The organism is Mitsuaria sp. GD03876 (assembly GCF_029840635.1).
Taxonomy (GTDB): Bacteria; Pseudomonadota; Gammaproteobacteria; order Burkholderiales; family Burkholderiaceae_C; genus Roseateles.
This window is the reverse complement of record NZ_JAOCCU010000011.1, coordinates 1-25,483: the sequence shown is the minus strand read 5'-3', so window position 1 is coordinate 25,483 and position 25,483 is coordinate 1. Positions and strand designations below refer to the sequence as shown.

The window sequence follows — 25,483 nt, the reverse complement described above, 5'->3', positions numbered from 1 at the left end:
CCCCTTCGCATGAGCTTCCGCCCCGAACCCGACCACGTGCACGGGCGCGCGCCGACGATCGGCGTGCTGCTGGTCAACCTGGGCACGCCCGACGCGCCGACCACCGAGGCCACGCGCCGCTACCTCGCGCAGTTCCTGTCGGACCCGCGCGTCATCGAGATCCCCAAGGCCGCTTGGTGGCCGATCCTGCACGGCGCGATCCTGCGCACGCGCCCGGCCAAGTCGGCGAAGAAGTACGCCAGCATCTGGACCAAGGAAGGTTCGCCGCTGCTGGTCTGGACGAAGAAGCAGGCCAAGCTGCTGCAAGGCCAGCTCGGCGAGATGGGCCACCGCGTGACGGTCCGGCCCGCGATGCGCTACGGCAACCCGTCGATCGCCTCGCAGCTGGACGCGCTGCGCGCCGAGGGCGCGACCCGCGTGCTGGTGCTGCCGGCCTATCCGCAGTACTCGGGCGCGACGACGGCCAGCGTCGTCGACGACGTCGCGCGCTGGTCGCAGGCGCATCGCCACCTGCCCGAGTTCCGCTTCGTCAACCGCTACCACGACGACAGGCGCTACATCGCCGCGCTGGCCGAGAGCGTGCGCGCGCACTGGAAGACCGAGGGCCGCGGCGAGCTGCTGGTGATGAGCTTCCACGGCATGCCCGCCCGCACGCTGGCGCTGGGCGATCCCTACCACTGCGAATGCCTGAAGACCGGCCGGCTGCTGGCCGAGGCGCTGGGCCTGTCGGACGACCAGTACAAGGTCACCTTCCAGAGCCGCTTCGGCAAGGCGCGCTGGCTGGAGCCCTACACCGAGCCGACGCTGCGCGAGCTCGCCAAGCGCGGGCTGACCTCGGTCGACGTGGTCTGCCCCGGCTTCTCGGCCGACTGCATCGAGACGCTGGAGGAAATCGACATGGAGGTCCGCGCGGCCTTCCTGACCAGCGGCGGGCAGCGCTTCAGCTACATCCCCTGCCTGAACGACCGCACCGCCCACGTCCGCGCGCTGGCCGCGATCGCCGAGCAGCACCTGCAGGGCTGGCCGACGACGGCCGTGCCCGACGAGGCACAGGCCGCCGCCCTCGCCCGTCAGCGCGAGTCGGCCGTGGCCGCCGGCGCGACGCGCTGACGCGCGCCCCACCACTTCATCGCGCGCGGCAGCAGCAGCACGATCACGACGATCCCCAGCAGGAAGGCGGACATCGGGCGCTCGAAGAACACGCCCCAGTGGCCGCCGCCGATGGCCACGCCGTTGCGCAGGTGCGCCTCGGCCAGCGGGCCCAGGATCATGCCGACGACCACCGGCGCGGTCGGGAAGTCGAAGCGCCGCATCACCACGCCCAGCAGCCCGATGGCCAGCATCACGTACAGGTCGAAGGCGCTCTGGCGCATGCCGTAGACGCCCACGGTGGCGAAGATCAGGATGCCGGCGTACAGCGGCGCGCGCGGGATGCGCAGCAGCTTGACCCACAGGCCCACCAGCGGCAGGTTCAGCACCAGCAGCATCACGTTGCCGATGTACAGCGACGCGATCAGCGCCCACACCAGCCCCGACGAGGTGGTGAACAGCTGCGGCCCGGCCTGGATGCCGTAGTTCTGCAGCGCAGACAGCAGGATCGCCGCGGTCACCGAGGTCGGGATGCCCAGCGTCAGCAGCGGCACCAGCGTGCCGGTGACGGCCGCGTTGTTGGCCGCCTCCGGACCGGCGACGCCCTCGATGGCGCCGGTGGTGCCGAACTCCTCCTTGTGCTTGGACAGCTTGCGCTCGGTCGCGTAGCTCAGGAAGGTCGGGATCTCGGTGCCGCCCGCGGGAATCACGCCGAAGGGGAAACCGAGGCCGGTGCCGCGGATCCACGCCGGGATCGAGCGCTTCCACTCCTGGCGCGTCATGTGCACGCGGCCCATGGTGTTCATCGTCAGGTTGGAGCGGCCTTCGTAGAGCGCCACGTACAGCGTCTCGCCGACGGCGAACAGGCCCACCGCGACCAGCACCGTCTCGATGCCGTCCATGAACTCCGGCACGCCGCCGGTGTAGCGGATCTGGCCGGTGATCTGGTCCATGCCCACCAGGCCCATCGCCAGCCCGATGAACAGCGCGGTGATGCCGCGCAGCGTGCTCTGGCCCAGCACCGCGCTGACGGTGGTGAAGGCCAGCAGCATCAGGCAGAAGTACTCCGGCGGGCCCAGCGTGACGGCGAAGTCCGCCAGCACCGGCGCGAACAGCGTCACCAGCACGGTGGCGATGGTGCCGGCGAAGAACGAGCCGATCGCCGCGGTCGCCAGCGCCGCGCCGGCGCGGCCGTGGCGGGCCATCTTGAAGCCCTCGAGCGCGGTCACCATCGTGCCGGTCTCGCCCGGGGTGTTGAGCAGGATGGAGGTGGTCGAGCCGCCGTACATCGCGCCGTAGTAGATGCCGGCGAAGAAGATCATCGACGCGGTCGGGTCGACCTGCGCGGTGATCGGCAGCAGCATCGCCACGGTCACCGCCGGGCCGAGGCCGGGCAGCACGCCGATGGCGGTGCCCAGCGCGCAGCCGACGAAGGCCCACATCAGGTTCACGCCCGAGGCGGCCGTGGCGAAGCCGCCCATCAGGTGGGTCCAGAGGTCTTGCATGTCAGGACTCCAGGAGGATCAGAGCCAGCCGCCGGCGGTGATGGCCGGCAGGTTCAGCGCGAGCAGCTTGTTGAACAGCCAGAACACCGGCGCGGCGATCAGCAGCCCGGTGACGGCGTCGAGGAGGATCTGGCGCGGGCCGCCGTGGCCCTTGCCCTCGGCGCGGCGCAGGCCGCGCACGGCCAGCATGAAGCACAGCGTGCAGGCCAGCACGAAGCCGATCGTCGTGATCAGCGCCGCGTTGGCGACGACGCCGCCGGCCACCCAGGCCGCGGACAGCCAGTCCGCCTTCGGGGCGCCCGAGGGCGGCTCCATCGAGCGGAAGCCGCCGCTGCGCGCTTCCCAGATCAGCCAGGCGCCGCACACCAGCAGCACCGCGGCGACGAACCAGGGCAGCGCGTTGGGGCCGATGCCGGAGTAGCCGGCGTCGGACGGGATCGCGCTGGCCCCGAAGGCCATCACGCCGCCGACGGCGACCGCCGCGACGCCGACCAGCGTCTGGTACAGCGGCGTGGGCGTCGAGTCGACGTCGTCGGGCAGGGAGGAAGAGTCGGACATGGCGGTCTCCCGGGGATCACACCATGCCGGACTTGTGCATGATCGCGCGCAGCGAGGCGAACTCGGCGTCGACGAACTCCTCGAAGTCCTTGCCGGTCATGACGGCCGGGGTCCAGCCGTTCTTCTCCAGCGCCTCGGACCAGGCCTTGGACTTGGTGGCCTTGACCACCATGTCGATCAGCGCCTGGCGCTGCGCCGGCGTGATGCCGGGCGCGCCGTACACGCCGCGCCAGTTGCCGATCTCGACGTTGTAGCCCAGCTCCTTCATCGTCGGGATGTCCAGGCCCTTGATCCGCTGCGGCGCGGTGATCGCGATCGGGCGCATCTTGCCGCTCTCGATGTAGGGCTGGAACTCGCTGTAGCCGCTGCCGCCGATGGTGACGTTGCCGCCCAGGATCGCGGCCACCGCCTCGCCGCCGCCGCGGAAGGCGACGTAGTTGACCTTGGTCGCGTCCACGCCGACCTCGCGGGCCAGCATCGCCGCGGCGATGTGCTCGGTGGCGCCGCGCGAACCGCCGCCCCACTTCACCGAGCCCGGATCCTTCTTCAGCGCCTCGACCACGTCCTTCATCGTCTTGTACGGCGAGTTGGCCGGCAGGACGAAGACGTTGTACTCGCTGGTCAGGCGCGCGATCGGCGTGGCCTGCGTCAGCGTGACCGGCTGCTTGCTGGTGATCAGCCCGCCCAGCATCACCGCGCCCATCACCATCATCGCGTTGGCGTCGCCCTTGGCGGCGTTGACGAACTGCGCCAGGCCGATCGCGCCGGCGGCGCCGCCCTTGTTCTCGAAGGTCACCGCGGTGGCGGCGCCGGCGTCCTGCAGCGCCTTGCCCAGCGCGCGGCCGGTGATGTCCCAGCCGCCGCCCGGATTGGCGGGGACGAGGATCTTCAATGCCGCCGCGGCCTGCGCGCTCAGCGGCAACGCGCCCGTGGCGCCCAGCGCGGCGAAGGCGGCCGCGGACTTGAGGAACTGGTCTCGACGCATGCTCGTGTCTCCTGGGTTGTCGTCGCCGAGGCAGAGCACGCGCCCGGCGTTCGTTGTAGGGGCGCATCCTGCACACGGCGGCTTTCAATCGGCTGTCGCCAAGCTCAGGGTTCACCCTGAGCGGCCACGCGGCGGCGGCTGTCGGACACTGGCGCGATGAGGCTGTTTTTCGTCGAGGACAACGCCGCGCTGCAGACCACGGTGGCGCGCTCCTTCGAGCGCCGCGGCATCCAGGTGCACGGGTTCGCCGAGGGCCGGCCGGCGCTCGAGCGCTGGCGCGCGCATCCGCCCGACGTGGTGCTGCTGGACCTGTCGCTGCCCGACATGGACGGGCTGGAGCTGCTGTCGGCCGCGCGCGCCGAGCACCTGGCCACGCCGGTGATCATCCTGACCGCGCGCGGCACCGTCGGCGACCGCATCCTGGGCCTGAACATCGGCGCCGACGACTACCTGCCCAAGCCCTTCGACCTGGACGAGCTCGAGGCCCGCGTGCGCGCCCTCGCCCGCCGCAGCCGCGGCGCGGGCGGCGGCGCGGCGGTGCCGGACGACGAGGCCTTCTGCGGCCTGCGCGTGGACGCCGACAGCGGCGCGATCTATCACCTCGGGCTGCCGCTGGACCTGCCGCCGCGCGAGGCCGCGCTGCTGCGCGCGCTGCTGGCGCGGCCCGGCCAGGCGGTGGCCAAGGAGCGCCTGACCGAGATCGTCTTCGCCGACGACCTCGACGTGCAGCCCGACGCGGTCGAGGTCGTCGCCTACCGGCTGCGCAAGCGGCTGCCGGCCGACGGCGCGCGCCTGGTCACGCTGCGGGGCCTGGGCTACCTGCTCAAGGCGCCGGATTGAAGCGCCGGACCGCAGGCGCCGCCGCGCGGGCCCCGCGGCGATGCCCTCGCCCTGACGGCACCGCATTGAAGCCCGCCCATGCCTGACGCGACACCCGAGATCCGTCCGCGCCGGCGCCGCCTGGCGTCGATGCGCAGCCGGCTGCTGCTGGGCATCCTGGTGCCGGTGGGACTGCTGATCGCGGCCAACGCGCACCGGCTCTACCAGGACGCGCTCAAGGCGATCGACACCGCCTACGACCGCACGCTGCTGGCGTCCGCCAAGACGATCGGCGAGCAGCTCGACGTGCACGGCACGCGCGACGCGCCGCAGCTCGTCTCCGAGGTGCCCTACGCGGCGCTCGAGGCCTTCGAGGCCGACAACCGCAGCCGCATGTTCTACCGGGTCACCGGCTTCCAGGGCGAGTGGGTCTCGGGTTTCGACGACCTGCCGCCGTGGCGCGGCAAGCTGCCCGACCGCGGCGCCTACGCGGCGCTGGTCGACTTCTACGACGACGTCTACCAGGGCGAGCCGATCCGCGTCGCGGTGCTCAAGCAGCCGGTGGCGGGCGAGGCGGGCCTGGGCGTGGCGACGATCCAGGTCGCCGAGACGCTGGAGATCCGGCGCACGCTGGCGCGGCAGGTGCTGGTCTCGACGCTGTGGCGCCAGGCGGCGCTGCTGGCGGTGATCGCGATCGTGGTCTGGGGCGTGGTGCTCTTCGCGACGCGGCCGGTGCGCGCGCTCAGCCGCACGATCGCGGCGCGCCAGGACGACGACGTCAGCCCCATCCCGCTGGTGAGCGCGCCGGCCGAGCTCGCGCCGCTGGTCACCGCGATCAACGAGGCCTGGCAGCGCCAGGCCGGACTGCTGGCGCACCAGAAGCGTTTCGTGCGCGACACCTCGCACCAGCTGCGCACGCCGCTGGCGGTGCTCAAGGCGCAGGTGCAGTCGGCGCGGCGCGGCGACCTGCCGCTGGCGCAGGCGATCGACGAGATCGGCGTCACCGTCGACGGCGCGACCGCGCTGGCCAACCAGATGCTGGCGCTGGCCAAGGTCGAGCAGCTGCGCCAGCAGGGCGATCCGCCGCGGCTGGACCTGGCGGACACGGTGCGGGAGGTGGCGCTGGACCTGGCGCCGCTGATCGCGGACGCGGAACTCGACTTCGAGCTCAGCACCGGGCCCGCGCCGGTGCGCGGCCATGCCTGGGCGCTGCGCGAGCTGGTGCGCAACCTGCTGCACAACGCGCTGCGGCATTCGCCGCGCGGCGGGCGGCTGGCGGTCACGCTGCGCGCCGAGGTCGAGGGCGACGACGGCGGCCCTGGCGGCCTCGGCGCGGGCGGCGCCATCGAGCTGCGCATCGCGGACAGCGGGCCCGGCATTCCGGCGTCGCTGCGCCCGAAGCTGGGCGAGCCGTTCGCGGCCGGGCCGAACGGCGGTTCGGGACTGGGCCTGGCGATCTGCCGGGAGATCGTCGCCTCGCTGGGCGGCACGCTGGCGCTGGACAACCGCGAGCGCGACGGGGTCATCGCCGGCCTGGACGCCGTGGTCCGGCTGCCGGCGGCAGCATCGACCGAGCCCCCTGCCGCATAGGACAATCCGCCCCCGATGTCTGCCTCTCCCCGCTCCTCCTCCGACCTGGACAGCCTGCGCCTGGACAAGTGGCTCTGGGCCGCGCGTTTCTACAAGACCCGCTCGATCGCGGTCGACGAGATCGGCAGGGGCCGCGTGACGATCAACGGCCAGGCGGCCAAGGCCTCGCGCGACGTGCGGGTCGGCGATGTCATCCAGCTGCGCCAGGGCCAGGTCGACCGCGAGGTGAAGGTGCTGGGCCTGAGCAGCATCCGGGGCCCGGCGCCGGTGGCGCAGACGCTGTACGCCGAGACGCCCGACAGCATCGCCGCCCGCGAGCGCGCGGCCGAGGCGCGCCGCCTCGCCCCCGAGCCGGCGGACACCATCGTCCAGGGCCGTCCGACCAAGCAGGACCGGCGCAAGCTGGCCGAGTGGGACCGCTGGAGCGCCAGCATCGACGAGTGACCCGTCGCTAGCAGGCCCCGGGTTTGCCCGCGCAGGAATGCGAAAATCCCCCTCTTGAATCTCCGGCCATGAGCCCCAGTTGCGGCGGATCGCCCGACGCAGAACGGGCTTTTGCCCTGGCACAGCAACCATGACGACCGACAACCAACACCCCGACCCGACCCTCGACGACCTGACCCAGCAAGCCGCCGCCGCCGCGGCCGCCTCGGTGCCCGAGACGCTCGAGGCCAAGCTCGCCGAGACCGAGCGCCGCCTGGCCGAGATGTCCGACGCCTACCTGCGCGCCAAGGCCGAGGTGGAGAACACCCGCCGCCGCGGCGAGGAAGACACCACCAAGGCCCGCAAGTTCGCCGTGGAAGGCTTCGCCGACGCGATGCTGCCGGTGATGGACAGCCTGTCCGCCGCGATCGCCCGCCCCGACGCCAGCGTCGAGCAGGTGCTGGAAGGCGTGCACGCCACGCTGCGCCAGCTGCAGGCGGCGCTGGAGCGCAACAAGGTGCTGGAGATCAACCCGGCCGCCGGCACGAAGTTCGATCCGCACCAGCACCAGGCGATCTCGATGGTCCCGGCCGACCAGGACGCCAACACCGTCGTGACCGTCCTGCAGAAGGGCTTCCTGATCGCCGACCGTGTCCTGCGCCCCGCGCTGGTCACCGTGGCGGCGCCGAAGTAACCCGACCAGCGTCCGGCCCGGTCTTGAATCCGGGCAAGTTATCCACAGATCAGAACCATCCCGGAACGACGATCCCGACGCTCGACACCGAGCCGCCCGCGCCCCCCGCGACGATCGTTCCGACAGACTTTTCAAATTCAGGAGCACCACATGGCTAAGAAGAAGATCATCGGCATCGACCTGGGCACGACCAACTCGTGCGTCGCGGTCATGGAAGGCAACACCACCCGCGTCATCGAGAACGCGGAAGGCGCCCGCACCACCCCGTCGATCATTGCGTACCAGGAAGACGGCGAAGTGCTGGTCGGCGCCTCGGCCAAGCGCCAGGCCGTGACCAACCCGAAGAACACCCTGTACGCGGTCAAGCGCCTGATCGGCCGCAAGTTCCAGGAAAAGGAAGTCCAGAAGGACATCGACCTGATGCCCTACACCATCGCCGCGGCCGACAACGGCGACGCGTGGGTGGAAGTGCGCGGCAAGAAGCTGGCGCCGCCGCAGGTCTCGGCCGAGGTCCTGCGCAAGATGAAGAAGACCGCCGAGGACTACCTCGGCGAAGAGGTCACGGAAGCCGTCATCACGGTCCCGGCCTACTTCAACGACGCGCAGCGCCAGGCGACCAAGGACGCCGGCCGCATCGCCGGCCTGGACGTCAAGCGAATCATCAACGAGCCCACCGCCGCGGCCCTGGCCTTCGGCCTGGACAAGCACGGCGCGGGCGACCGCAAGATCGCCGTGTTCGACCTGGGCGGCGGCACCTTCGACATCTCGATCATCGAGATCGCCGACGTCGACGGCGAGAAGCAGTTCGAGGTTCTGTCCACCAACGGCGACACCTTCCTGGGCGGCGAGGACTTCGACCAGCGCATCATCGACTACATCATCGGCGAGTTCAAAAAGGAACAGGGCGTCGACCTGACCAAGGACGTGCTGGCCCTGCAGCGCCTGAAGGAAGCCGCCGAGAAGGCCAAGATCGAGCTGTCCAACTCGTCGCAGACCGACGTCAACCTGCCCTACATCACCGCCGACGCGACCGGCCCGAAGCACCTGAACATCAAGCTGACCCGCGCCAAGCTGGAGTCGCTGGTGGAGGAGCTGATCGAGCGCACGATCGCCCCTTGCCGCACCGCGATCAAGGACGCCGGCGTGTCGGTGGGCGAGATCGACGACGTGATCCTGGTGGGCGGCATGTCGCGCATGCCCAAGGTGCAGGAGAAGGTCAAGGAGTTCTTCGGCAAGGACCCGCGCAAGGACGTGAACCCCGATGAGGCCGTGGCCGTCGGCGCCGCGATCCAGGGCCAGGTCCTCGGCGGCGAGCGCACCGACGTGCTGCTGCTGGACGTCACCCCGCTGAGCCTGGGCATCGAGACCCTGGGCGGCGTGATGACGAAGATGATCAAGAAGAACACGACCATCCCGACCAAGTTCAGCCAGACCTTCTCGACCGCCGAGGACAACCAGCCCGCGGTGACGATCAAGGTCTACCAGGGCGAGCGCGAGCTGGCGCAGGCCAACAAGAGCCTGGGCGAGTTCAACCTGGAAGGCATCCCGCCGGCGATGCGCGGCACGCCGCAGATCGAGGTGAGCTTCGACATCGACGCCAACGGCATCCTGCACGTCGGCGCCAAGGACAAGGGCACCGGCAAGGAAAACAAGATCACCATCAAGGCGAACTCCGGCCTGTCCGAGGCCGAGATCGAGAAGATGGTGAAGGACGCCGAGGCCAACGCGGCCGAGGACAAGAAGAAGGTCGACCTGGTGCAGGCCAAGAACCAGGCCGACGGCCTGGTGCATTCGGTGCAGAAGTCGCTGGGCGAGCATGGCGACAAGCTCGAGGCCGGCGAGAAGGAAAAGATCGAGGCCGCGATCAAGGACCTGGAAGAGGCCATCAAGGGCGAGGACAAGGCCGACATCGACGCCAAGACCGAAGCGCTGATGACCGCCAGCCAGAAGCTGGGCGAGAAGATGTACGCCGACGCGCAGGCGGCGCAGGCCGCGGCGGGTGCCGCCGCCGGTGCCGGTGCCGCCGGCGGTGCGGACCACGCCGAGGCGGCGGGTGCGCAGGCCTCGGCCAAGCCGGCCGACGACAACGTCGTCGACGCCGAGTTCAAGGAAGTCAAGGACTCGAAGTAAGCCATGCCTGCCGACCGACGACGTCGGCATCGCGACCGGCACAGCTGTCGATGACAGCCGCCGCGCGGAGCCTCCCGGCCCGCGCGGCGTTTTGGTTTGAGGACCGCAGGAAGATCCATGGCAAAGCGTGACTATTACGAAGTCCTGGGCGTCGCGAAGAACGCCAGCGAAGAGGACATCAAGAAGGCGTATCGCAAGCTGGCGATGAAGTACCACCCTGACCGCAATCAGGGCGAGGGCGCCAAGGACGCCGAGGACAAGTTCAAGGAGGTCAAGGAGGCCTACGAGATGCTGTCCGACGGCCAGAAGCGCGCGGCCTACGACCAGTACGGCCACGCGGGCGTGGACCCGAACCAGGGCTTCCGCGGCGGCGCGGGCCAGGAGGGCTTCGGCGGCTTCGCCGAGGCCTTCGGCGACATCTTCGGCGACCTGTTCGGTGGCGGCGCCGGCGGTGGACGCCGCCCCGGCGGCGGCCAGCAGGTCTATCGCGGCAGCGACCTGAGCTACGCGATGGAGATCACGCTGGAGGAAGCCGCGCGCGGCAAGGAGACGCAGATCCGCATCCCGTCCTGGGAAGGCTGCGAGACCTGCCACGGCAGCGGCGCCAAGCCCGGCACCAGCGCCAAGACCTGCGGCTCGTGCGGCGGCAGCGGCACGGTGCACATGCGCCAGGGCTTCTTCAGCATCCAGCAGACCTGCCCGCACTGCCACGGCACCGGCAAGATCATTCCGGAGCCCTGCACCACCTGCAACGGCGCCGGCAAGATCAAGAAGACCAAGACGCTGGAAGTCAAGATCCCGGCCGGCATCAACGAGGGCATGCGCATCCGCTCCGCCGGCAACGGCGAGCCGGGCGTCAACGGCGGGCCGTCGGGCGATCTCTACATCGAGATCCGCATCAAGCAGCACGACATCTTCGAGCGCGATGGCGACGACCTGCACTGCACGATGCCGGTGTCGATGACCACCGCGGCGCTGGGCGGCACGATCGAGGTGCCGACGCTGGGCGGCAAGGCCGAGATCGAGCTGCCCGAGGGCACGCAGCACGGCAAGACCTTCCGCCTGCGCGGCAAGGGCATCAAGGGCGTGCGCTCGAGCTATCCCGGCGACCTGTACTGCCACATCAGCATCGAGACGCCGGTCAAGCTGACCGAGCACCAGCGCAAGCTGCTCAAGGAGCTCGACAAGAGCCTGCGCGACGGCGGCGAGCGCCACTCGCCCAACGCCAAGAGCTGGACCGACCGGGTCAAGGACCTGTTCAAGTAAGTCGCCAACAGCGTCACGCAAACGCAAGCCACGATTGAGGAATCGGACCGCGTCCCCCACGCAAACCCGGGGGACCCGAAAGAGTCGCCGGGCGGACAATCCGCCGTGTGGTTGACGACATTCGCACAAATCGTTGGGGTGCTGCCAGCCCGCTCTCTCCGGAGGCGGGCTTTTTCACATGCGCGCTCGCCGGGGAGCGGCGGCCATGAGCCTGTCCAGCCCGCTGGCCAAGACGCAGGCGCTGGTCATCGACGGCAACGCGACCTCGCGCAGCCTGATGACGGCGCAGCTGCGGGAGCTCGGCGTCGGCCATGTGCGCCAGGCCACGCGGGTGCGGGACGCGCGCGTGATCCTGGAGACGCAGCCCTACGACATCGTCCTGTGCGACTACTACTTCGACGGCTCCGAGCTGTCGGGCCAGGACCTGCTGGACGAGCTGCGGCGCGAGCAGCTGCTGCCCTACTCCACCGTGTTCGTGATGGTCACCGGCGAGGCCTCGTACGCGAAGGTCGCCGAGGCGGCCGAGGCGGCGCTCGATGCCTACCTGGTCAAGCCCTACACGAGCGCCGCGCTGGCCGACCGGCTGGCCAACGCGCGGCATCGCAAGCTGGAGCTCAAGGCGATCTTCGACGCGATCGACGCCAAGGAATTCGACCGCGCGGCCGACCTCTGCCTGGACCGTTTCCAGCGCCGCGCGACCTACTGGCTGTATGCCGCGCGCATCGGCGCCGAGCTGCTGTTGCGCCTGGAGCGCCACACCGAGGCGCGCGAGCTCTATGAAGCCATCATCGCGGCGCGTACCGTGCCCTGGGCGCGGCTGGGCGTGGCGCGGACCGAGGTCGCCAGCGGCAACCTCAGCGCCGCGCGCCGCACGCTGGAGACGCTGATCGGCGACATGCCCGACCAGGCCGACAGCTACGACCTGATGGGCCGCGTGCAGATGGAGCAAGGCGAGATCGACGCGGCGCTGGCGACCTACCGCACCGCCGCGACGCTGACGCCCGGCTGCCTGCTGCGCCAGCAACATTGCGGCACGCTGGCCTTCTACGCGGGGCAGCGCGACGAGGCGCTCAAGATGCTCGAGCGCAGCCTGGCGCAGGGCCTGCGCTCCAAGCTCTTCGACTGGCACAGCCTGGCGCTGATCGCGCTGATGCGCTTCGACGCCAAGGACGGCAAGGGCCTGAAGTACGCGACCGACGCGCTGGCGCAGGGCATCGAGCGCGCGCCGCGCGACGCGCGGCTGCAGCGCTTCGACGTCGTGCTGCAGGGGCTGCGGCTGCTGCTGGAGCGCCGTCTGGCCGATGCGCTGCAGCTCGCGCGCCAGTTCGCGCGCCGCGCCGCGGACGAGGACTTCGACCTCGAGGCCGCCAGCCTGCTGATCGCGCTGTGGGTGCGGATGGCGCGGCAGGACATCGAGCTCGGCGAGATGGAGACGCTGATGAACCAGCTCGGACTGCGCTTCTGCAGCTCGAAGTCGGCCACGGAGGTGCTGATCAGCATGGCCGAGGCCCATGAGCCCAGCACCCAGCTGCTGCGCGACGCCAACGGGCGGGTCTTCGCGATCTCGGAGACGGCGATGCGCCATGCGATGCGCGGCGACGCGCAGACCGGCGTGCAGCTGCTGCTCGAGCAGGGCACGCAGACGCTCAATGCCAAGCTGATCGACATGGCGGCGCTGGTGCTGCAGCGCTACCGCGACCGGATGACCGATCCGGAGGCGCTGGCGCCGCGCATCGAGGCGCTGCAGCGCCGCTACGTGCAGGCCAGCGGCCAGGGCCTGAAGGCGGCCCGCTCCGGCGGCATGGCCTTGCGGGGATGAGCGCGGTCCTCGGCTAAGCTGGGCGGTTGCTCAGGGGCACTTCAGGAGAGCTTCAGGGAAGCTTCAGCTACGACAACTACAAGGGCCGGTTTTGCGCCACACGCCCGACACCCGCACGATGCCGTCTTCCGATTCCTCGACCTTGTCCGCACGCGGGGCCGACGCCGCCCGCGCGCGTTCCCCGCTGACCCTGACCTGGCTCGCCGCGCTGTGGGTGGGCGTGCTCGGCAACTGGCCGCTGTGGCAGCGCATGTGGGGCATGCCGGACTACGCCGGCGCGTCGGGCAAGCTGTTCGTCGTCGTCTTCGCGGGCATCGTGATCCTGGTGCTGGCGGCCTGCTTCAGCCTGCTGGCCTGGCGCGTCGCGGTCAAGCCGCTGCTGACGCTGATGCTGCTGCTGACGGCGCCGCTGGCCTACTTCATCGGCAGCTACGGCGTGATCATCGACAGCACGATGGTCACCAACGCGCTGCAGACCGACCTGCGCGAGACGCGCGACCTGCTCGGCTGGAGCCTGGCGGCGCACGTGGCGGTGATCGCGTTGCTGCCGCTGGCCTGGATCTGGCGGCAGCGGCTGACCGACCTGCGCTGGTTCAAGCGCCTGGGCTGGAACCTGGCGAGCCTGGCGCTGGCGCTGGCGCTGGGCGTCGGGCTGGCGGCGACGCGCACGGCGGACCTGGCCTCGACGCTGCGCAACAACAAGGCGCTGACCAAGATGGTCAGCCCGATCAACGCGATCTGGGCGAGCGCCGCGCTGGTCGCGCAGAAGCAGAAGAAACCCAAGGGCCCGCCCGAAGTCGTCGCGGCCGACGCCACGCTGACGCCGCGTCCCGCGGGCGCGCGGCCGCCGCTGGTGCTGCTGGTGGTGGGCGAGACGGCGCGCTCGGTCAACTTCCAGCTCAACGGCTATGAGCGGCCGACCAATCCCGAGCTGTCGGCCAGGCCGGTGCTGAGCTACCGGGAAGTCGCCTCCTGCGGCACCTCGACGGCCGCGTCGCTGCCGTGCATGTTCTCGCAGCTCGGCCGCGAGGCCTTCGTCGATCACCCGGGCAACCAGGAGACGCTGCTGGACGTGCTGCAGCGCGCGGGGCTGGCGGTGCTGTGGCTGGACAACCAGTCGGGCTGCAAGGGCATCTGCGACCGCGTGCCCAACGCGCAGGCGATCAACCCGGCGCGTCCCGACCATCCGATCCCCGCGGGCCTGTGCCGCGGCGACGGCGAGTGCTTCGACGAGGTGATGCTGCACGACCTGGACGCGCGCATCGCGGCGCTGGATCCGCAGCGGGTGGCGCGCGGGGTGGTGCTGGTGCTGCACCAGATGGGCAGCCACGGCCCGGCCTACTACCTGCGCACGCCGGAGGAACGCAAGCCGTTCCAGCCGGAATGCCGCAGCAACGCGCTGCAGCAGTGCGCGCTGGACCAGGTGCGCAATGCCTACGACAACACCATCGCGTACACGGACCATGTGCTGGCCCGGGCGATCGACTGGCTGGGCACGCAGGAGCAGCGTTTCGACCCGAGCCTGCTGTACGTGTCGGACCACGGCGAATCGCTGGGCGAGAACAACCTGTTCCTGCACGGCATGCCCTACGCGCTGGCGCCGAAGCAGCAGAAGCATGTGCCGCTGGTCCTGTGGCTGCCGGAACAGACGCGGACCGCGCAGAAGCTGGACAACGCCTGCCTGCAACAGCGCCGCGACACGCCGATGTCGCACGACGGGCTGTACCACACGGTGCTGAGCCTGAGCGGGGTGAAGACGTCGGTCTACCGGCAGGACTGGGATTGGGTGGCGGCGTGCCGCAAGGGCTGAGCACGACGCCCCTCGCGCGCGCGCTCCTCAGAACAACGACTGCTGTCCCACCGCCTTCGACGGCGGGCGGAACTCGCTGAAGTCGAACCGGTGCCGCTCGCGGCCCAGGCCCAGCCGCTGCGCCGCCTTGCGCAGGCGCTGCTGCAGCAACTCGGCCCAGATCCCCTCCCCGGTGAAGCGCGTGCCGAAGCGCGGATCGTTGTCCTTGCCGCCGCGCATGTCGCGCAGCCGCGCCATGATGCGCGCCGCCTTGTCCGGCTGATGCAGCCGCAGCCAGTCGTGGAACAGCGGGGCCACCTCCCACGGCAGCCGCAGCGGAATGCTGAACGCCTTGGTCGCGCCGGCCTCGGCCGCGGCTTCGAGGATGCGTTCGAGCTCCGGCTCGTTCAGGAACGGGATCACCGGCGAGACGCTCACCCCCACCGGCACGCCCGCCTCCGCCAACGCCTTGATCGTGCGCAGCCGCCGCTGCGGCGATGCCGCGCGCGGCTCCAGGATGCGCGAGAGCTCCGGATCCAGCGAGGTCACCGACAGGTAGACCGACACCTGCCGCCGCTGCGCCATCGGCGCGATCAGGTCGAGGTCGCGCTCGATGCCGCTGGACTTGGTCACGACCGAGAACGGATGGCGCGCCTCGGTCAGCACCTCCACCACCGCGCGCGTGATGCCGAGCTTGCGCTCGATCGGCTGGTAGGCGTCCGTCGCCGTGCCCAGCACCAGCGGCGCGGGCCGGTAGGCCGGCGAGGCCAGCGTCTCGCGCAGGCGCTCGGCGGCGTTGACCTTGGCGATGATCTTGGTCTCGAAGTCCAGGCCCGGCGACAGGTTCAGGTAGCTGTGCGTCGGACGCGCGAAGCAGTAGATGCAGCCGTGCTCGCAGCCCCGGTAGGGATTGATCGACAGGTCGAAGCCGATGTCGGGCGACTGGTTGCCGCTGACGATCTTCTTCGCATGCTCCTCGATGACCTCGGTGCGGGGCGCGACGTGTTCCTCCACCGCCTCCTGGTCCAGCGTGCCCCAGCCGTCGTCGTACTGCTCGCGCCCGCGCGATTCGAACCGGTGAGGCATCGCCCACGCGCTGCCCCGGCCCTTCAGGGCGTCGGCCTGGATGTACAGCGGAGGCGCGGCGATGTGGGTATCGCGCTTGGGGTCGGACGGCATACTGTCAATTTATACAGTATCGCCGCGATTTGCCAGTGCCGGAGCGCATGCAGAACCGGTGGATCACTCGCCGCCCCTGCGGCCTCCGGCAAGGGTCAGCGGCGGGACCGCTTCGGGCGCCGTCGACCGGGCACCATCCCGGCACGGCCGGAGCGCGTGCACAGCAGCCACAGCCCGCTCAGGGACAGCCCAAGCGCGCCGATCGCCATCCCGGCGAGCAGCGGGTGGTTGAAGTCCTGGCGCTCGCGGTAATCCATGATGTGCAGCATCCAGAACACGTCGAACACGCGCCAGGTCCGGTTGCGGTGTTCGAGCACCTCGCCCTGCAGCGAGAGGTAGACCGTCGTGGCCGCCTCGTCGGAGAAGGCGACCCGCCAGACCTTCCCGGCGTGCGCCCGGGTCTCCAGCGAGCGCGGCACCTGCTCGGCCGGGCCGGCCTGGCCGGCACCGGCATACGAGGCCTGGGCCAGGCGCCTCGCCAGCGGGGCGTCGACCGTCACCGGCTCACCGGTCCGCGCATCGAGCAGGCGCGTGCCGGAGGCAGAGGCCAGGCGGTAGACCGGGCGCTCGAGCAGCCAGCCCGTCGTGACCGTCAGGACCGGCTCCGACGACGCCGACAGCCGCGCCACCGGCGTCGTGTCCGCCGGCCACGCCTTCGGCGCCGAGGCGGCCGCCCGCGACGCGCGCCCGCGGACCTTGTCGGCGTCGAGCAGGCTCATCGCCAGCCCGCTGACGGCCCACAGCAGCCACTGCAGCCCGATCGCCAGGCCGAGCCACTTGTGCAGGCGCCGCATCGCGCGCGTCATCGCCGGGCCTTCCGGCGCCACGCCCGCAGCGTCAGCCAGGCCGAGCCGACGGCGAAGACCACGCCCAGCGCGGCGGCCACGCGGAGCAGCGTGTTGTTGGCATCGCTGCGTTGGTCGTAATCCATGATGTGGAGCATCCACAGCACATCGAACCAGCGCCAGGCGGCATGGCGCCGCGCGAGCAACTCGCCGGTCTCGGGCGAGAAGTACAGCGTGGTCGCGCCGCGATCGTCGAAACGCGCCGCCCACATCGGCACCGGCCGATGGGCGACCTCGCGGGGCGCGCGGGTCAACCAGCTCACCTCGACGAGCGCGCCCTCCCCTTGATAGATCGCCCGGGCCCGCTCGGCGATCTGCTCGCGCGGCAGCGGGCCGAGCGCCTCGCCATCGCGGGCATCGACCAGCCAGGTCCGGCCGCCGGCGCGCAGTTCATAGACCTCCCGTCCGAGCCACTGCTTGAGCCGGAATCCCTCCAGCCCGGGATGCCGCGCGACGAGCTCCGCGGCCTCGAGGCGCGCCGCGTCGACGACCAGCGGCGCGTCGTCGATCCGCACCAGGTGCTGGCCGCGGACGCGCTCGATCGGCAGCAGCGTCATGTAGACGCCGCTGGCCATCCACAGCAGCGCCTGCACGCCGATGAACAGGCCGAGCCACAGGTGCATCCAGCGCAGCTTGAAGGCGAGGTTCATCGGCGCGCCCTCACCAGCGGTAGCCGGCCCGCACGTGCCAGCGGCGGCCGAGCAGGTCGTAGGTCATCGTGTCGGTGTTGGCATCGGTGTACGACTTGACGAACGGGGCGCCGCGGTCGAACAGGTTGTCGACGCCGACCGCCACGTCCCACCGCGCGCCCGGCGCGTAGCGCAGCTGCGCCGAGTGGTAGCTCACCGACGGCGCCCGGGCGCCGAGCTCGTCGGGCTTGGCGTTGATGTCGTCTGCCGCGCCGATCGTCCGGATCGCGTAGATGCCGGACCACGGTCCCCGCGCCAGCGTCGCCGAGACCAGCGAGCGCCATTGCGTGTAGCTGCCGCTGCCGCCGGTGATCTTGCCGGTCTGGTCGATGACCTCGGCGCCGGGGAACGGCCGCACGCGGTAGTGCCGCAGGTGCGACAGCTCGCCGTTGAGCGTGGTCATGAAGCCGCGGACGCGGAACTCGACCAGCGCGCCGGCGTCCAGGCCCGACATCCGCTCCTCGGCCGCGTTGACCGGCTGCGACGACAGGAAGTCGATTTCGCCGGTGACCGGATCGCGGGTGAAGCTCGACGCGTCGCAGAACTGGTGCGCCAGGCCCGGCGTGTCGTGGCAGACCGCCAGCTTGGTCGAACCCGACACGCTCTGGATCGCGTTGCGGATGCGGATGTCGTAGCGGTCGAGCGTCAGCGTCAACGCCTTCGACGGCGACCACACCAGGCCCGCGGTGGTCGTGCGCGCGTCCTCGGGCTTGAGCGCGGGATTGCCGCCGACGGTCGTCAGGATGGTGTTGCCCAGCTGCTTGAAGCCCTCCGGGACGCCGGCGTCGCGGCAGTTCTGGTGCACGACCGAGGACGCCGGCAAGGCGCTCCAGTTGCTGCAGGGATCGGTGGTGGTCAGGTTGCCCTCGGACACGCCGCCGTAGAGCTCGGGGACGTTGGGCACGCGGAACGCGGTCGACGCGTTGGCGCGCAGCTTCAGCGTCGGCACGACCTGCCAGTCCAGGCCCGCCTTGTAGGTCGACTTGCCGCCGAACAGGCTGTAGTCCGAGTAACGCGCCGCCGTGTTGAGCCGCAGCGCCTTCACCAGCGGCCGGTCCTTGAGCAGCGGCAGCGACAGCTCGGCATGCAGCTCGCGCGCGGTGTAGGCGCCGGCGATCGGGTCCTGGCGGTTCGTGTTGGCCAAGCCCTGCAGCGTCAGCGCGTCGGGGTTGCGCCAGCCGCGCTCGCGACGCCATTCGGCCCCGGCGGCCACGCCGACCGGGCCCGCAGGGAGGTCCAGCAGCTCGCCGCTGAGGTTCACGCTGGCGCCCTGCTGCGCGTTGCCGCCGGTATCGCGCGTGTCGCCGAGGATGTAGCGCAGCACCTCCGGCGTCAGGTTGCCCTGGCCGAGGTAGTTGCCGCACGGGATGGCCGCGCCCGGCGCGGTGCCGCAGACCTCGCGGTCCAGCGTCTGGTCGACGCGGTCGAGGTGCGCCACGTTGCTGGTGCCGTCCGAGCCGGTGTTGCGGCCCCAGTTCAGCGCCGCCGACCAGTCCCAGCGCGCGCCCAGGCTGCCCTGGACGCCGGCGACGACGCGCGCGATGTCCGACTGCTGCGAGAACATCCGCGGTCCCGCCTCGGCGAGCCGGCGGCGCTCCAGCACGAGGTCCTGGCCGGTCGGATTGGTCGGGTGGTCGGCGGCGATCTTGATCGGACGGTAGACGCCGAGCACGCCCGGCGTCGCGACCTGGCGCGAGTCGCGCCGCGAGAACAGCGTCTCGGCGAACAGCTCGGTGTCCTCGCTCAGCGCGAAGGTGCCGAAGGCGCTCAGCCCCAGGCGCTGGATCGGATTGACCGCGTTCAGCGACGCATGGCTGTTGTAGTTGTGGCGGGACGGCGAATAGACCTCGAAGCCGGCGGGATCCCCGCCGGTGAGCTGGTTGAAATTCACCCGCGTGCCGTCGGCCAGCAGCGCGCGGCCGCCGATCGTGGCCGAGCTGCCGACGCAGTCCAGCCGGCCGCCGACGTCGCCCAGGCCGCAGGGCGCGCGGCTGGCCATCGGGACATCGCCGCTACGCGCGACGTGCAGGCCGGCGAGGATCGATCCCCGATCCGACCGTTGGCCCCAGCTGAGGTCGACGGCATGCTCGCGGCCGTCGCCTCGGGTGGTCCCGCCGGTGCGGATCGCCAGCTCGCCGCCGTCGGTGGCATGACGGGTGATCACGTTGACCACGCCGGCCACCGCGTCGGCGCCGTACACGGCCGAGGCGCCGTCCTTCAGCACCTCGACGCGATCGATCATCGCGATCGGCATCATGTTCAGGTCGACCGCGCTGTTGGCGCCGGTGCCGCCGTTGACGACGCGGCGGCCGTTGAGCAGCACCAGCGTGCGGTGGATGCCCAAGCCGCGGAGGTTGACCTGCGCGGTGCCGTAGCCGTTGCTGGTCCAGTAGGCGTTGGTCTGGTTGCCGGCGCCGCCGGCGGAGGCCGGCAGCCGCTGCAGCAGCGTTTCCAGCGAGGTCGCCCCGCTGCGGCGGATCGCTTCCGCGTCGATCACGGTCACCGGCCCGACGCCCGAGATCTGCGCCTGCTTCAGCTGCAGGCGGCTGCCGGTGACATGGACCTTCTCGAGCGCCGCGGCGGCGCCGGTGTCCGCGACATGGGTGGGCGCCGCGACGGCGTGACCGGCGACGAGCAGGACGGCCGCCACGGCGGCGGCGTCGGAGCGATTCATGGACATCGTGTGCCTCCAGTTGAGCGAAACAACGAGTCTCTGGAATCCCCTCGATCCCGTTGACGCGGCACGTCAACGGTGCGACCAGCCTCGATGTGTCATGGTCTTGCCCGGATTGACCAAATCGATGGGCGGACGGCGCCGGCGGGGTCGCGCGGCCCTTCCCCGACAATGCGTCCTCCCCCTGCCTTGGACCCGCCGACGATGGATGCCCTGCCAGACCTGCTGCGCGCCGCGCTCGCCGAGATGACCCGAGGCCGCTACGCCGAGGCCGTCGCGCTGCTCGAGCCGCACGCCCACCAGCCCTCCAACGAACTGCAGCGCTACCTCGGCGAATCGCTGCGGCGCGTCGGCCGCGCGCAGGACGCGATCGCGCCGCTGATGCAGGCGCTGGCGCTGAAGTTCGACGACGTCGACGCCTACCTGCAGCTCGCCTTCGCGCTGCAGTCGCTGCAACTGAAGGCCGAGGCCGCCGAGTGCTTCCGCACCGTGGCCGCGCTGCAGCCCGACAGCGTGATGGCGCAGGCCTACCAGGCCCATGGCGACCAGCAATGCGCGCGCTGGTCCGACTTCGAGCCCAACCTCCAGGCGCTGCACGCCGCGCTGCGGGCCAAGCCCGACGACGCCGCCGACGAGTTCGGCGTCCCCTTCGCGCTCGCCGCGCTGCCCCACGCGGGCGCCGACCTGCTCAAGATCGGCCGCCTGAGCGCGCGTTTCCTCAGCCGCGGCCTGCGCCCGCTGCCAGCGGTCCGCGCGGTGGCCAAGCCGCGGTTGCGCGTCGGTTACCTGTCCTCCGACTTCCACGCCCATGCGACCGCCGCGCTGATGGTCGAGGTGCTGGAAGCGCACGACCGCGCGCGCTTCGAGGTGCTGCTGTTCTCGCACGGTCCCGACGACGGCTCGGCGCTGCAGCGGCGGGTGCGCGCCGCCTGCGAGCGCGTGATCGACGTGGGCGACCTCGACCCTGCGGCCCTGGCCGCGCGGATGCGGGCCGAAGGCGTGGACATCGCGGTCGACCTGAAGGGCCACACCGCGGGCAGCCGCTTCGCCGCGCTGGCCGCGCGGCCGGCGCCGGTGCAGGTGGCCTGGCTCGGCTTCCCCGGCACCTGCGGCGCGGACTTCATCGACTACGTCATCGGCGACCCCGTCGTCACGCCGCTGGCCGACGCACCGGTCTACTCGGAGCGGATCGCGCAGCTGCCGCGCTGCTACCAGCCCGGCGACGCCCAGCGGCGCATCGTGCCGACGCCGCGCGCCACGCTCGGCCTGCCCGAGGACGCGCTGGTGCTGCTGTCTGCCAACGCCGTCTACAAGATCACGCCGCCGCTGTTCGACGCCTGGATGGCGATCCTGCACCGGCTGCCGCGCGCGCTGCTGTGGCAGCTCAGCGGCGGCGAGCAGGCCGACGCCCAGCTGTTGCTGGAGGCGCAGGCGCGGGGCATCGCGCCGGAGCGCCTCGTGTTCATGCCGCCCACCGACATGGCCAGCCACTGGAACCGCCTCGCCGCGGCGGACCTGGCGCTCGACACCTGGCCCTGCAACGGTCACACGACGACCAGCGACGCGTTGGCCGCCGGCGTGCCGGTGGTGACGCTGCGCGGCGACGGCTTCGCGTCGCGCGTGGCGGAAAGCCTGCTCACCGCGGCGGGGCTGCCGGAGCTCGTGCGCGACACGCTCGACGACTACGTCGAGACGGCGTGCGCGCTGGCCGCCGGTCCGAAGCCGGCGATCCAGCCGTGGATCGATTCACGCGCCTTCGCGCGCGACCTCGAGGCGCTGTACGAGCGCATGTGGGCCCGCGCCGTCGCCGGCCTGCCGCCCGAGGCGCTGCCGGCGATGCCCGGCGCCTGAGGCGCCTTCACCACCCCGCGCCGGCCGCGGCGAATCGCTCGTCCTGCAGCAGCCGCGACATCGCGTCGAGCCGGATCCCCTCGGCCGCGATCAGTTCCCCAAAGGCGGGCGACGCGAGCACCGCGTATTCGTCCAGCCGCGCCTGCCGGATCGGATCGCCGGGCACCGCCTGGACGCTCGGATGGCACATCAGCAGGTCGCCGTGCCGCGCCTGGCGCAGCCAGTCCGCCATCAGCGTCGCGTAGCGCGACGGCCCGCCGAGGAAGTCGTAGACGCCCAGCAGCCGCCGGTTGCCCGGGAACGCCAACAGCTCGGCGTCGGCCATCAACGCGCGGGCGCCGAGCCGCTCCAGCAGCCGCGGCTTGAATCCCCAACCCGCCGCGCGCGTCGAACGCAGCCAGGGCCGCCGGTACGGATAGCGCTTGACCAACACGTCGACCAGCGCGTCGCGCACCTGCGGGAACTGGTGCACGTGCTGGTGGCCGTCGACGAAGTCGGGCGCGCGGCCCAGGTGATCCTCGAAGCGGTCGAGCTGCGCGACGACCTCGTCCCGCAGCCCGGCGGCCGGCAGCCGGTCCAGCGTCCCGCGCCACCACACCGCCGACCAGCTCGCCGGCGCCAGCGTCAGCGGCCAGGCGGTCAAGTCCAGGTGCAGCCCGATGTCGACCGGACCGACGGTGTCGCGCCGCAATCCGGCCGCGCCCGACGGCCAGGCCGGTCCGCCGACCATGCAGGACAACGCGTGGACGCGGCCCGCGCGGCGCAGGACTTGCGCCGCCTCGTTGACGCCCTCGTGCAGGCCGACGTCGTCGATGCACAGGCACAGGGCGCGCGGCGCGGTCATCGCGGCCCGCCACACGCGAGGTCGGCGGCGCGCACCCGCCACAGCGCCAGGTGTCGCCGAGCCGCGATGCGTTCCGCGCGCGCGAGCCACGGATGCGCCTTCGCCAGGTCCGCGTCGCCGACCACCCAGCTCACCGGCTGGGCGCACAAGGCTGGCTCGATCGTCGACCAGCGCTGGAAGCGCCGCAGGGCGGCCTCGTCGCCGACGAACAACCTCGCGTCGCCGAGTTCCTTGCGCCAGCTGTCGCGCCCCATCAGCGTCGGGTCGTCCCAGTCCTCGACGACCAGCACCGGCGCTTCGAGCCGCGCGTGGAACGGCAGGTCGTAGAGGTAGCTTTCCAGCATCACGACGGGCTCGCCGGGCTGGCGGCGCGCGGCGAGGTCCCGCGCCAACTCGCGATTGGACTTGTCCCCGCCGACGCCGGCGCCGACCGCGACGACCGCGCCCAGCCCCACGGCCGCGCCGGTCCCCAGCGACACCGCGCCCCATCGCCGCCAGCGCGGCGCGACGTCGACCACCCGTTCCCAGGCCAGCGCGATCAAGCCGGCCAGCGGCGGCAACGCCGGCAGGATGTAGCCGACCAGCTTGGATGCCGGGATCGAGAAGAACACCAGGATCACCACGAACCAGCACAGCATCAGCCCGTTCAGCCCGTTCAGCTCGTTCAGCTCGTTCTGCCCGTTCTGCCTGTGCAGCTCGTTCTGCTCGTTCAGCCCGTTCGGCCCGTTGAGCCTGTGCAACTCGTTCTGCTGGTCCTGCTCGTTCTGCTGGTCCTGCTCGTTCTGCTGGTTCTGCTGGTTCTGCTGGTTCTGCTCGTTCCGGCCGTCCAGGCCCGGCGCGGGCCGCCAGGTCACGGCGCGCCACCCCTTGGCCAGCCAGGGCGCGGCCGGCAGCGTCGCCACCGCCAGCACCGCCGGGAAGAACCAGATCGGCTGCACGTTGTTGAAGCCGCCGCCGGCGAAGCGCTGCAGGTGCTGCACGACGAAGAAGTAGTGGAGGAACCCGGGATACCGCAGCTGCATCGCGATGAACCAGGGCGCCGCGACCGCCAGCATCAGCACGATCCCCGGCAGCCACAGCAGCGCCCGCAGCGTGCGCCACCGCCCGCGTGACGCGAGCCAGAGCACCAGCACGGCGCCCGGCAGCACGATCCCGATCAGCCCCTTGGCCAGCACGCCCAGCCCCGCCAGCGCGAAGGCGCCAGCCAGCGTGGCGCGATGCGGCAACCCGTGCTCGACGCGCAGCGCCGCGTCGGCCGCGGCCGCGATCGTCGCGGTGATCAACCCGGCGACCAGCATGTCCAGGTTGGCGAACTGCGCGCCGGTGAAGAACAGCGGCATCGCCAGCAGCGTCAGCAGCGCCGCGCGCGCCAGCGACGGCGAAGCCCAGCGCCGCAGCAGCGCGAACAGGCCCAGCGCGGCGAGCATCGCGCCCACCAGCGGCGCCGCCCGGGCGGCCCACGCGTTCGCGCCGAACAGCGCCATCGACGCCTCGGTGATCCAGTAGAACAGCGGCGGCTTGTGGAAGAACGGCAGGCCGTTGAGCGTCGGCACCCAGCCGTCGCCCTGGCGCAGCCCTTCCCAGGCGACGCCGACATAGCGGCCCTCGTCGGGCAGCGCCAGCGGCCTCACCCAGCCGGTGAAGGCCAGCCAGCACAGCGTCAGCACCGCCACGAGCAGGCCCTCGCGGCGCGGGATCGGCGCGGGCGCGCTCATCGCGGCTCGCGCGGCAACCCGGCGCCCCGTTCGTCCTGGCGCGGCAGCTCGGCGCCCCATTCGTCCTGGCACGGCAGCCCGGTGCTCCATTCGTCCTGACGCGGCAGGCCGGCACCCCATTCATCCTGGATCACGTACAGCGGCCGCCCCTTGACCTCCTCGAAGATCCGGCCGACGTACTCGCCGACGATGCCCAGCGACAGCAGCTGCAGCCCGGAGAAAAACATCAGGCTCACCACGATCGTGGTCCAGCCGCTGACGACGTGGCCGTAGAGCAGGTAGACCAGCGTCAGGTAGCTGCCGTAGAGGAAGGCCGCCAGCGCCAGCAGCACGCCCACGGTGCTGGCCGCGCGCAGCGGCCAGGTGGTGAACGCGGTCAGCCCGTCCAGCGCCAGCGCCGCCAGCCGCAGCGGCCGGAAGCGCGTGCGGCCATGCGCGCGCGGCGCGGGCTGGTACGGCACGGCCACGGTCCGGTAGCCGACCCAGGCATACAGCCCCTTCATGAAGCGGTTGCGCTCGGGCAGCGCCATCAGCGCGTCCACCACCGCGCGGTCCATCAGCCGGAAGTCGCCCGCGCCGGCCGGCACCTCGAAGCGCCCCGCGCGGTTGAGCAGCCCATAGAACAGCCCGCTGCCCAGGCGCTTGTGCAGCGGCTCGTCGGCGCGCGTCTCGCGCACCGCGTAGACCATGTCCGCGCCCTGGCGCCAGTGCGCGAGGAACAGCGGGATCAGGGCCGGATCGTGCTGCAGGTCGGCGTCCAGCATCACCACGACATCGCCGCGCGCGCGGGCGATGCCGGCGGTCAGCGCCGCCTCCTTGCCGAAGTTGCGCGAGAACCGCAGCGCCACCACCTCCGGCCGGCACGCCCACTGGCGCAGCAGCGCGGGCGTGTCGTCGGTGCTGCCGTCGTCCACCAGCACGATCTCCCACGGCGTGCCGCCGCGCTCGAGCTCGGCGCACAGGCGCGGCAGCAGCTCGCGCAGGTTGGCGGCCTCGTCATGGCAAGGCACGACGCAGGA

Annotated in this window: 20 protein-coding genes; 10 read left to right on the top strand and 10 right to left on the bottom strand. The window is 71.4% G+C overall.

Features of this window, described 5'->3' with window-relative positions:
• Positions 1–9: 9 nt before the first annotated feature.
• A complete protein-coding gene (gene hemH / locus N5D62_RS08880) occupies positions 10–1,110 on the top strand; it encodes a ferrochelatase (protein WP_279757352.1) in 1,101 nt (366 codons plus the stop codon).
• Here the strand turns inward: hemH and N5D62_RS08875 are convergent.
• Genes N5D62_RS08875 through N5D62_RS08865 form a run of 3 tightly spaced genes read right to left on the bottom strand, consistent with a single transcriptional unit; the run spans position 1,071 to position 4,137 of the window.
• Entirely contained in the window at positions 1,071–2,594 is a 1,524-nt protein-coding gene (locus tag N5D62_RS08875; RefSeq protein ID WP_279757350.1) for a tripartite tricarboxylate transporter permease, read from the bottom strand. The two genes, hemH and N5D62_RS08875, sit on opposite strands and share 40 nt — an antisense overlap.
• 18 nt (positions 2,595–2,612) lie before the next feature.
• Entirely contained in the window at positions 2,613–3,152 is a 540-nt protein-coding gene (locus tag N5D62_RS08870) for a tripartite tricarboxylate transporter TctB family protein (protein WP_279757348.1), read from the bottom strand.
• Between the two features lie 16 nt (positions 3,153–3,168).
• Complete coding sequence (locus N5D62_RS08865) at positions 3,169–4,137, bottom strand: tripartite tricarboxylate transporter substrate binding protein (RefSeq protein WP_279757346.1); 969 nt, start codon at positions 4,135–4,137, stop codon at positions 3,169–3,171.
• A 156-nt stretch (positions 4,138–4,293) separates the two neighbouring features.
• Between N5D62_RS08865 and N5D62_RS08860 the strand changes: the two genes are divergently transcribed.
• The 8 genes from N5D62_RS08860 (at position 4,294) to N5D62_RS08825 (ending at position 14,688) form a co-directional block, all read left to right on the top strand.
• Entirely contained in the window at positions 4,294–4,977 is a 684-nt protein-coding gene (locus tag N5D62_RS08860) for a response regulator transcription factor (protein ID WP_279757345.1), read from the top strand.
• A gap of 78 nt (positions 4,978–5,055) precedes the next feature.
• Positions 5,056–6,546: a sensor histidine kinase gene (locus tag N5D62_RS08855; protein ID WP_279757344.1), complete on the top strand. Its 1,491-nt coding sequence runs from the start codon at positions 5,056–5,058 to the stop codon at positions 6,544–6,546.
• A 15-nt stretch (positions 6,547–6,561) separates the two neighbouring features.
• Entirely contained in the window at positions 6,562–6,990 is a 429-nt protein-coding gene (locus N5D62_RS08850) for an RNA-binding S4 domain-containing protein (protein WP_279757343.1), read from the top strand.
• 130 nt (positions 6,991–7,120) lie between these two features.
• On the top strand, positions 7,121–7,663 hold the full coding sequence (grpE, locus tag N5D62_RS08845; RefSeq protein WP_279757342.1) for a nucleotide exchange factor GrpE: 543 nt from the start codon (positions 7,121–7,123) through the stop codon (positions 7,661–7,663).
• Between the two features lie 150 nt (positions 7,664–7,813).
• Positions 7,814–9,793, top strand: coding sequence for a molecular chaperone DnaK (gene dnaK / locus N5D62_RS08840; RefSeq protein WP_279757341.1), 1,980 nt, complete (start codon positions 7,814–7,816; stop codon positions 9,791–9,793).
• Between the two features lie 117 nt (positions 9,794–9,910).
• Complete coding sequence (gene dnaJ, locus N5D62_RS08835; RefSeq protein ID WP_279757339.1) at positions 9,911–11,059, top strand: molecular chaperone DnaJ; 1,149 nt, start codon at positions 9,911–9,913, stop codon at positions 11,057–11,059.
• A 205-nt stretch (positions 11,060–11,264) separates the two neighbouring features.
• Complete coding sequence (locus tag N5D62_RS08830) at positions 11,265–12,878, top strand: response regulator (RefSeq protein WP_279757337.1); 1,614 nt, start codon at positions 11,265–11,267, stop codon at positions 12,876–12,878.
• Between the two features lie 142 nt (positions 12,879–13,020).
• Entirely contained in the window at positions 13,021–14,688 is a 1,668-nt protein-coding gene (locus tag N5D62_RS08825) for a phosphoethanolamine--lipid A transferase (protein ID WP_279757336.1), read from the top strand.
• A gap of 27 nt (positions 14,689–14,715) precedes the next feature.
• Here N5D62_RS08825 and N5D62_RS08820 read toward each other — a convergent pair whose 3' ends face one another.
• From N5D62_RS08820 to N5D62_RS08805, 4 genes are all read right to left on the bottom strand, one after another.
• The gene (locus tag N5D62_RS08820; protein WP_279757335.1) at positions 14,716–15,846 is read right to left on the bottom strand and encodes a PA0069 family radical SAM protein; all 1,131 of its coding nucleotides are present in this window, start codon (positions 15,844–15,846) and stop codon (positions 14,716–14,718) included.
• Between the two features lie 95 nt (positions 15,847–15,941).
• Positions 15,942–16,652, bottom strand: a complete 711-nt coding sequence (locus tag N5D62_RS08815) for a PepSY domain-containing protein (RefSeq protein ID WP_279757334.1) — start codon at positions 16,650–16,652, stop codon at positions 15,942–15,944.
• Positions 16,649–17,341, bottom strand: coding sequence for a hypothetical protein (locus N5D62_RS08810; RefSeq protein WP_279757333.1), 693 nt, complete (start codon positions 17,339–17,341; stop codon positions 16,649–16,651). The genes N5D62_RS08815 and N5D62_RS08810 overlap by 4 nt, the downstream gene beginning before the upstream one ends.
• Positions 17,342–17,351: 10 nt before the next feature.
• On the bottom strand, positions 17,352–20,054 hold the full coding sequence (locus N5D62_RS08805) for a TonB-dependent receptor (RefSeq protein ID WP_279757332.1): 2,703 nt from the start codon (positions 20,052–20,054) through the stop codon (positions 17,352–17,354).
• Between the two features lie 204 nt (positions 20,055–20,258).
• Between N5D62_RS08805 and N5D62_RS08800 the strand changes: the two genes are divergently transcribed.
• Positions 20,259–21,905, top strand: coding sequence for a UDP-N-acetylglucosamine-peptide N-acetylglucosaminyltransferase (locus tag N5D62_RS08800; RefSeq protein WP_279757331.1), 1,647 nt, complete (start codon positions 20,259–20,261; stop codon positions 21,903–21,905).
• A 7-nt stretch (positions 21,906–21,912) separates the two neighbouring features.
• Here the strand turns inward: N5D62_RS08800 and N5D62_RS08795 are convergent, their stop codons facing one another.
• From N5D62_RS08795 to N5D62_RS08785, 3 genes are all read right to left on the bottom strand, one after another.
• Positions 21,913–22,749: a ChbG/HpnK family deacetylase gene (locus tag N5D62_RS08795; RefSeq protein WP_279757330.1), complete on the bottom strand. Its 837-nt coding sequence runs from the start codon at positions 22,747–22,749 to the stop codon at positions 21,913–21,915.
• Entirely contained in the window at positions 22,746–24,464 is a 1,719-nt protein-coding gene (locus N5D62_RS08790) for a glycosyltransferase family 39 protein (RefSeq protein ID WP_279757329.1), read from the bottom strand. The genes N5D62_RS08795 and N5D62_RS08790 overlap by 4 nt, the downstream gene beginning before the upstream one ends.
• On the bottom strand, positions 24,461–25,483 hold a 1,023-nt coding region (locus N5D62_RS08785), incomplete at its 5' end, for a glycosyltransferase family 2 protein (protein ID WP_279757328.1). The genes N5D62_RS08790 and N5D62_RS08785, both read right to left, overlap by 4 nt.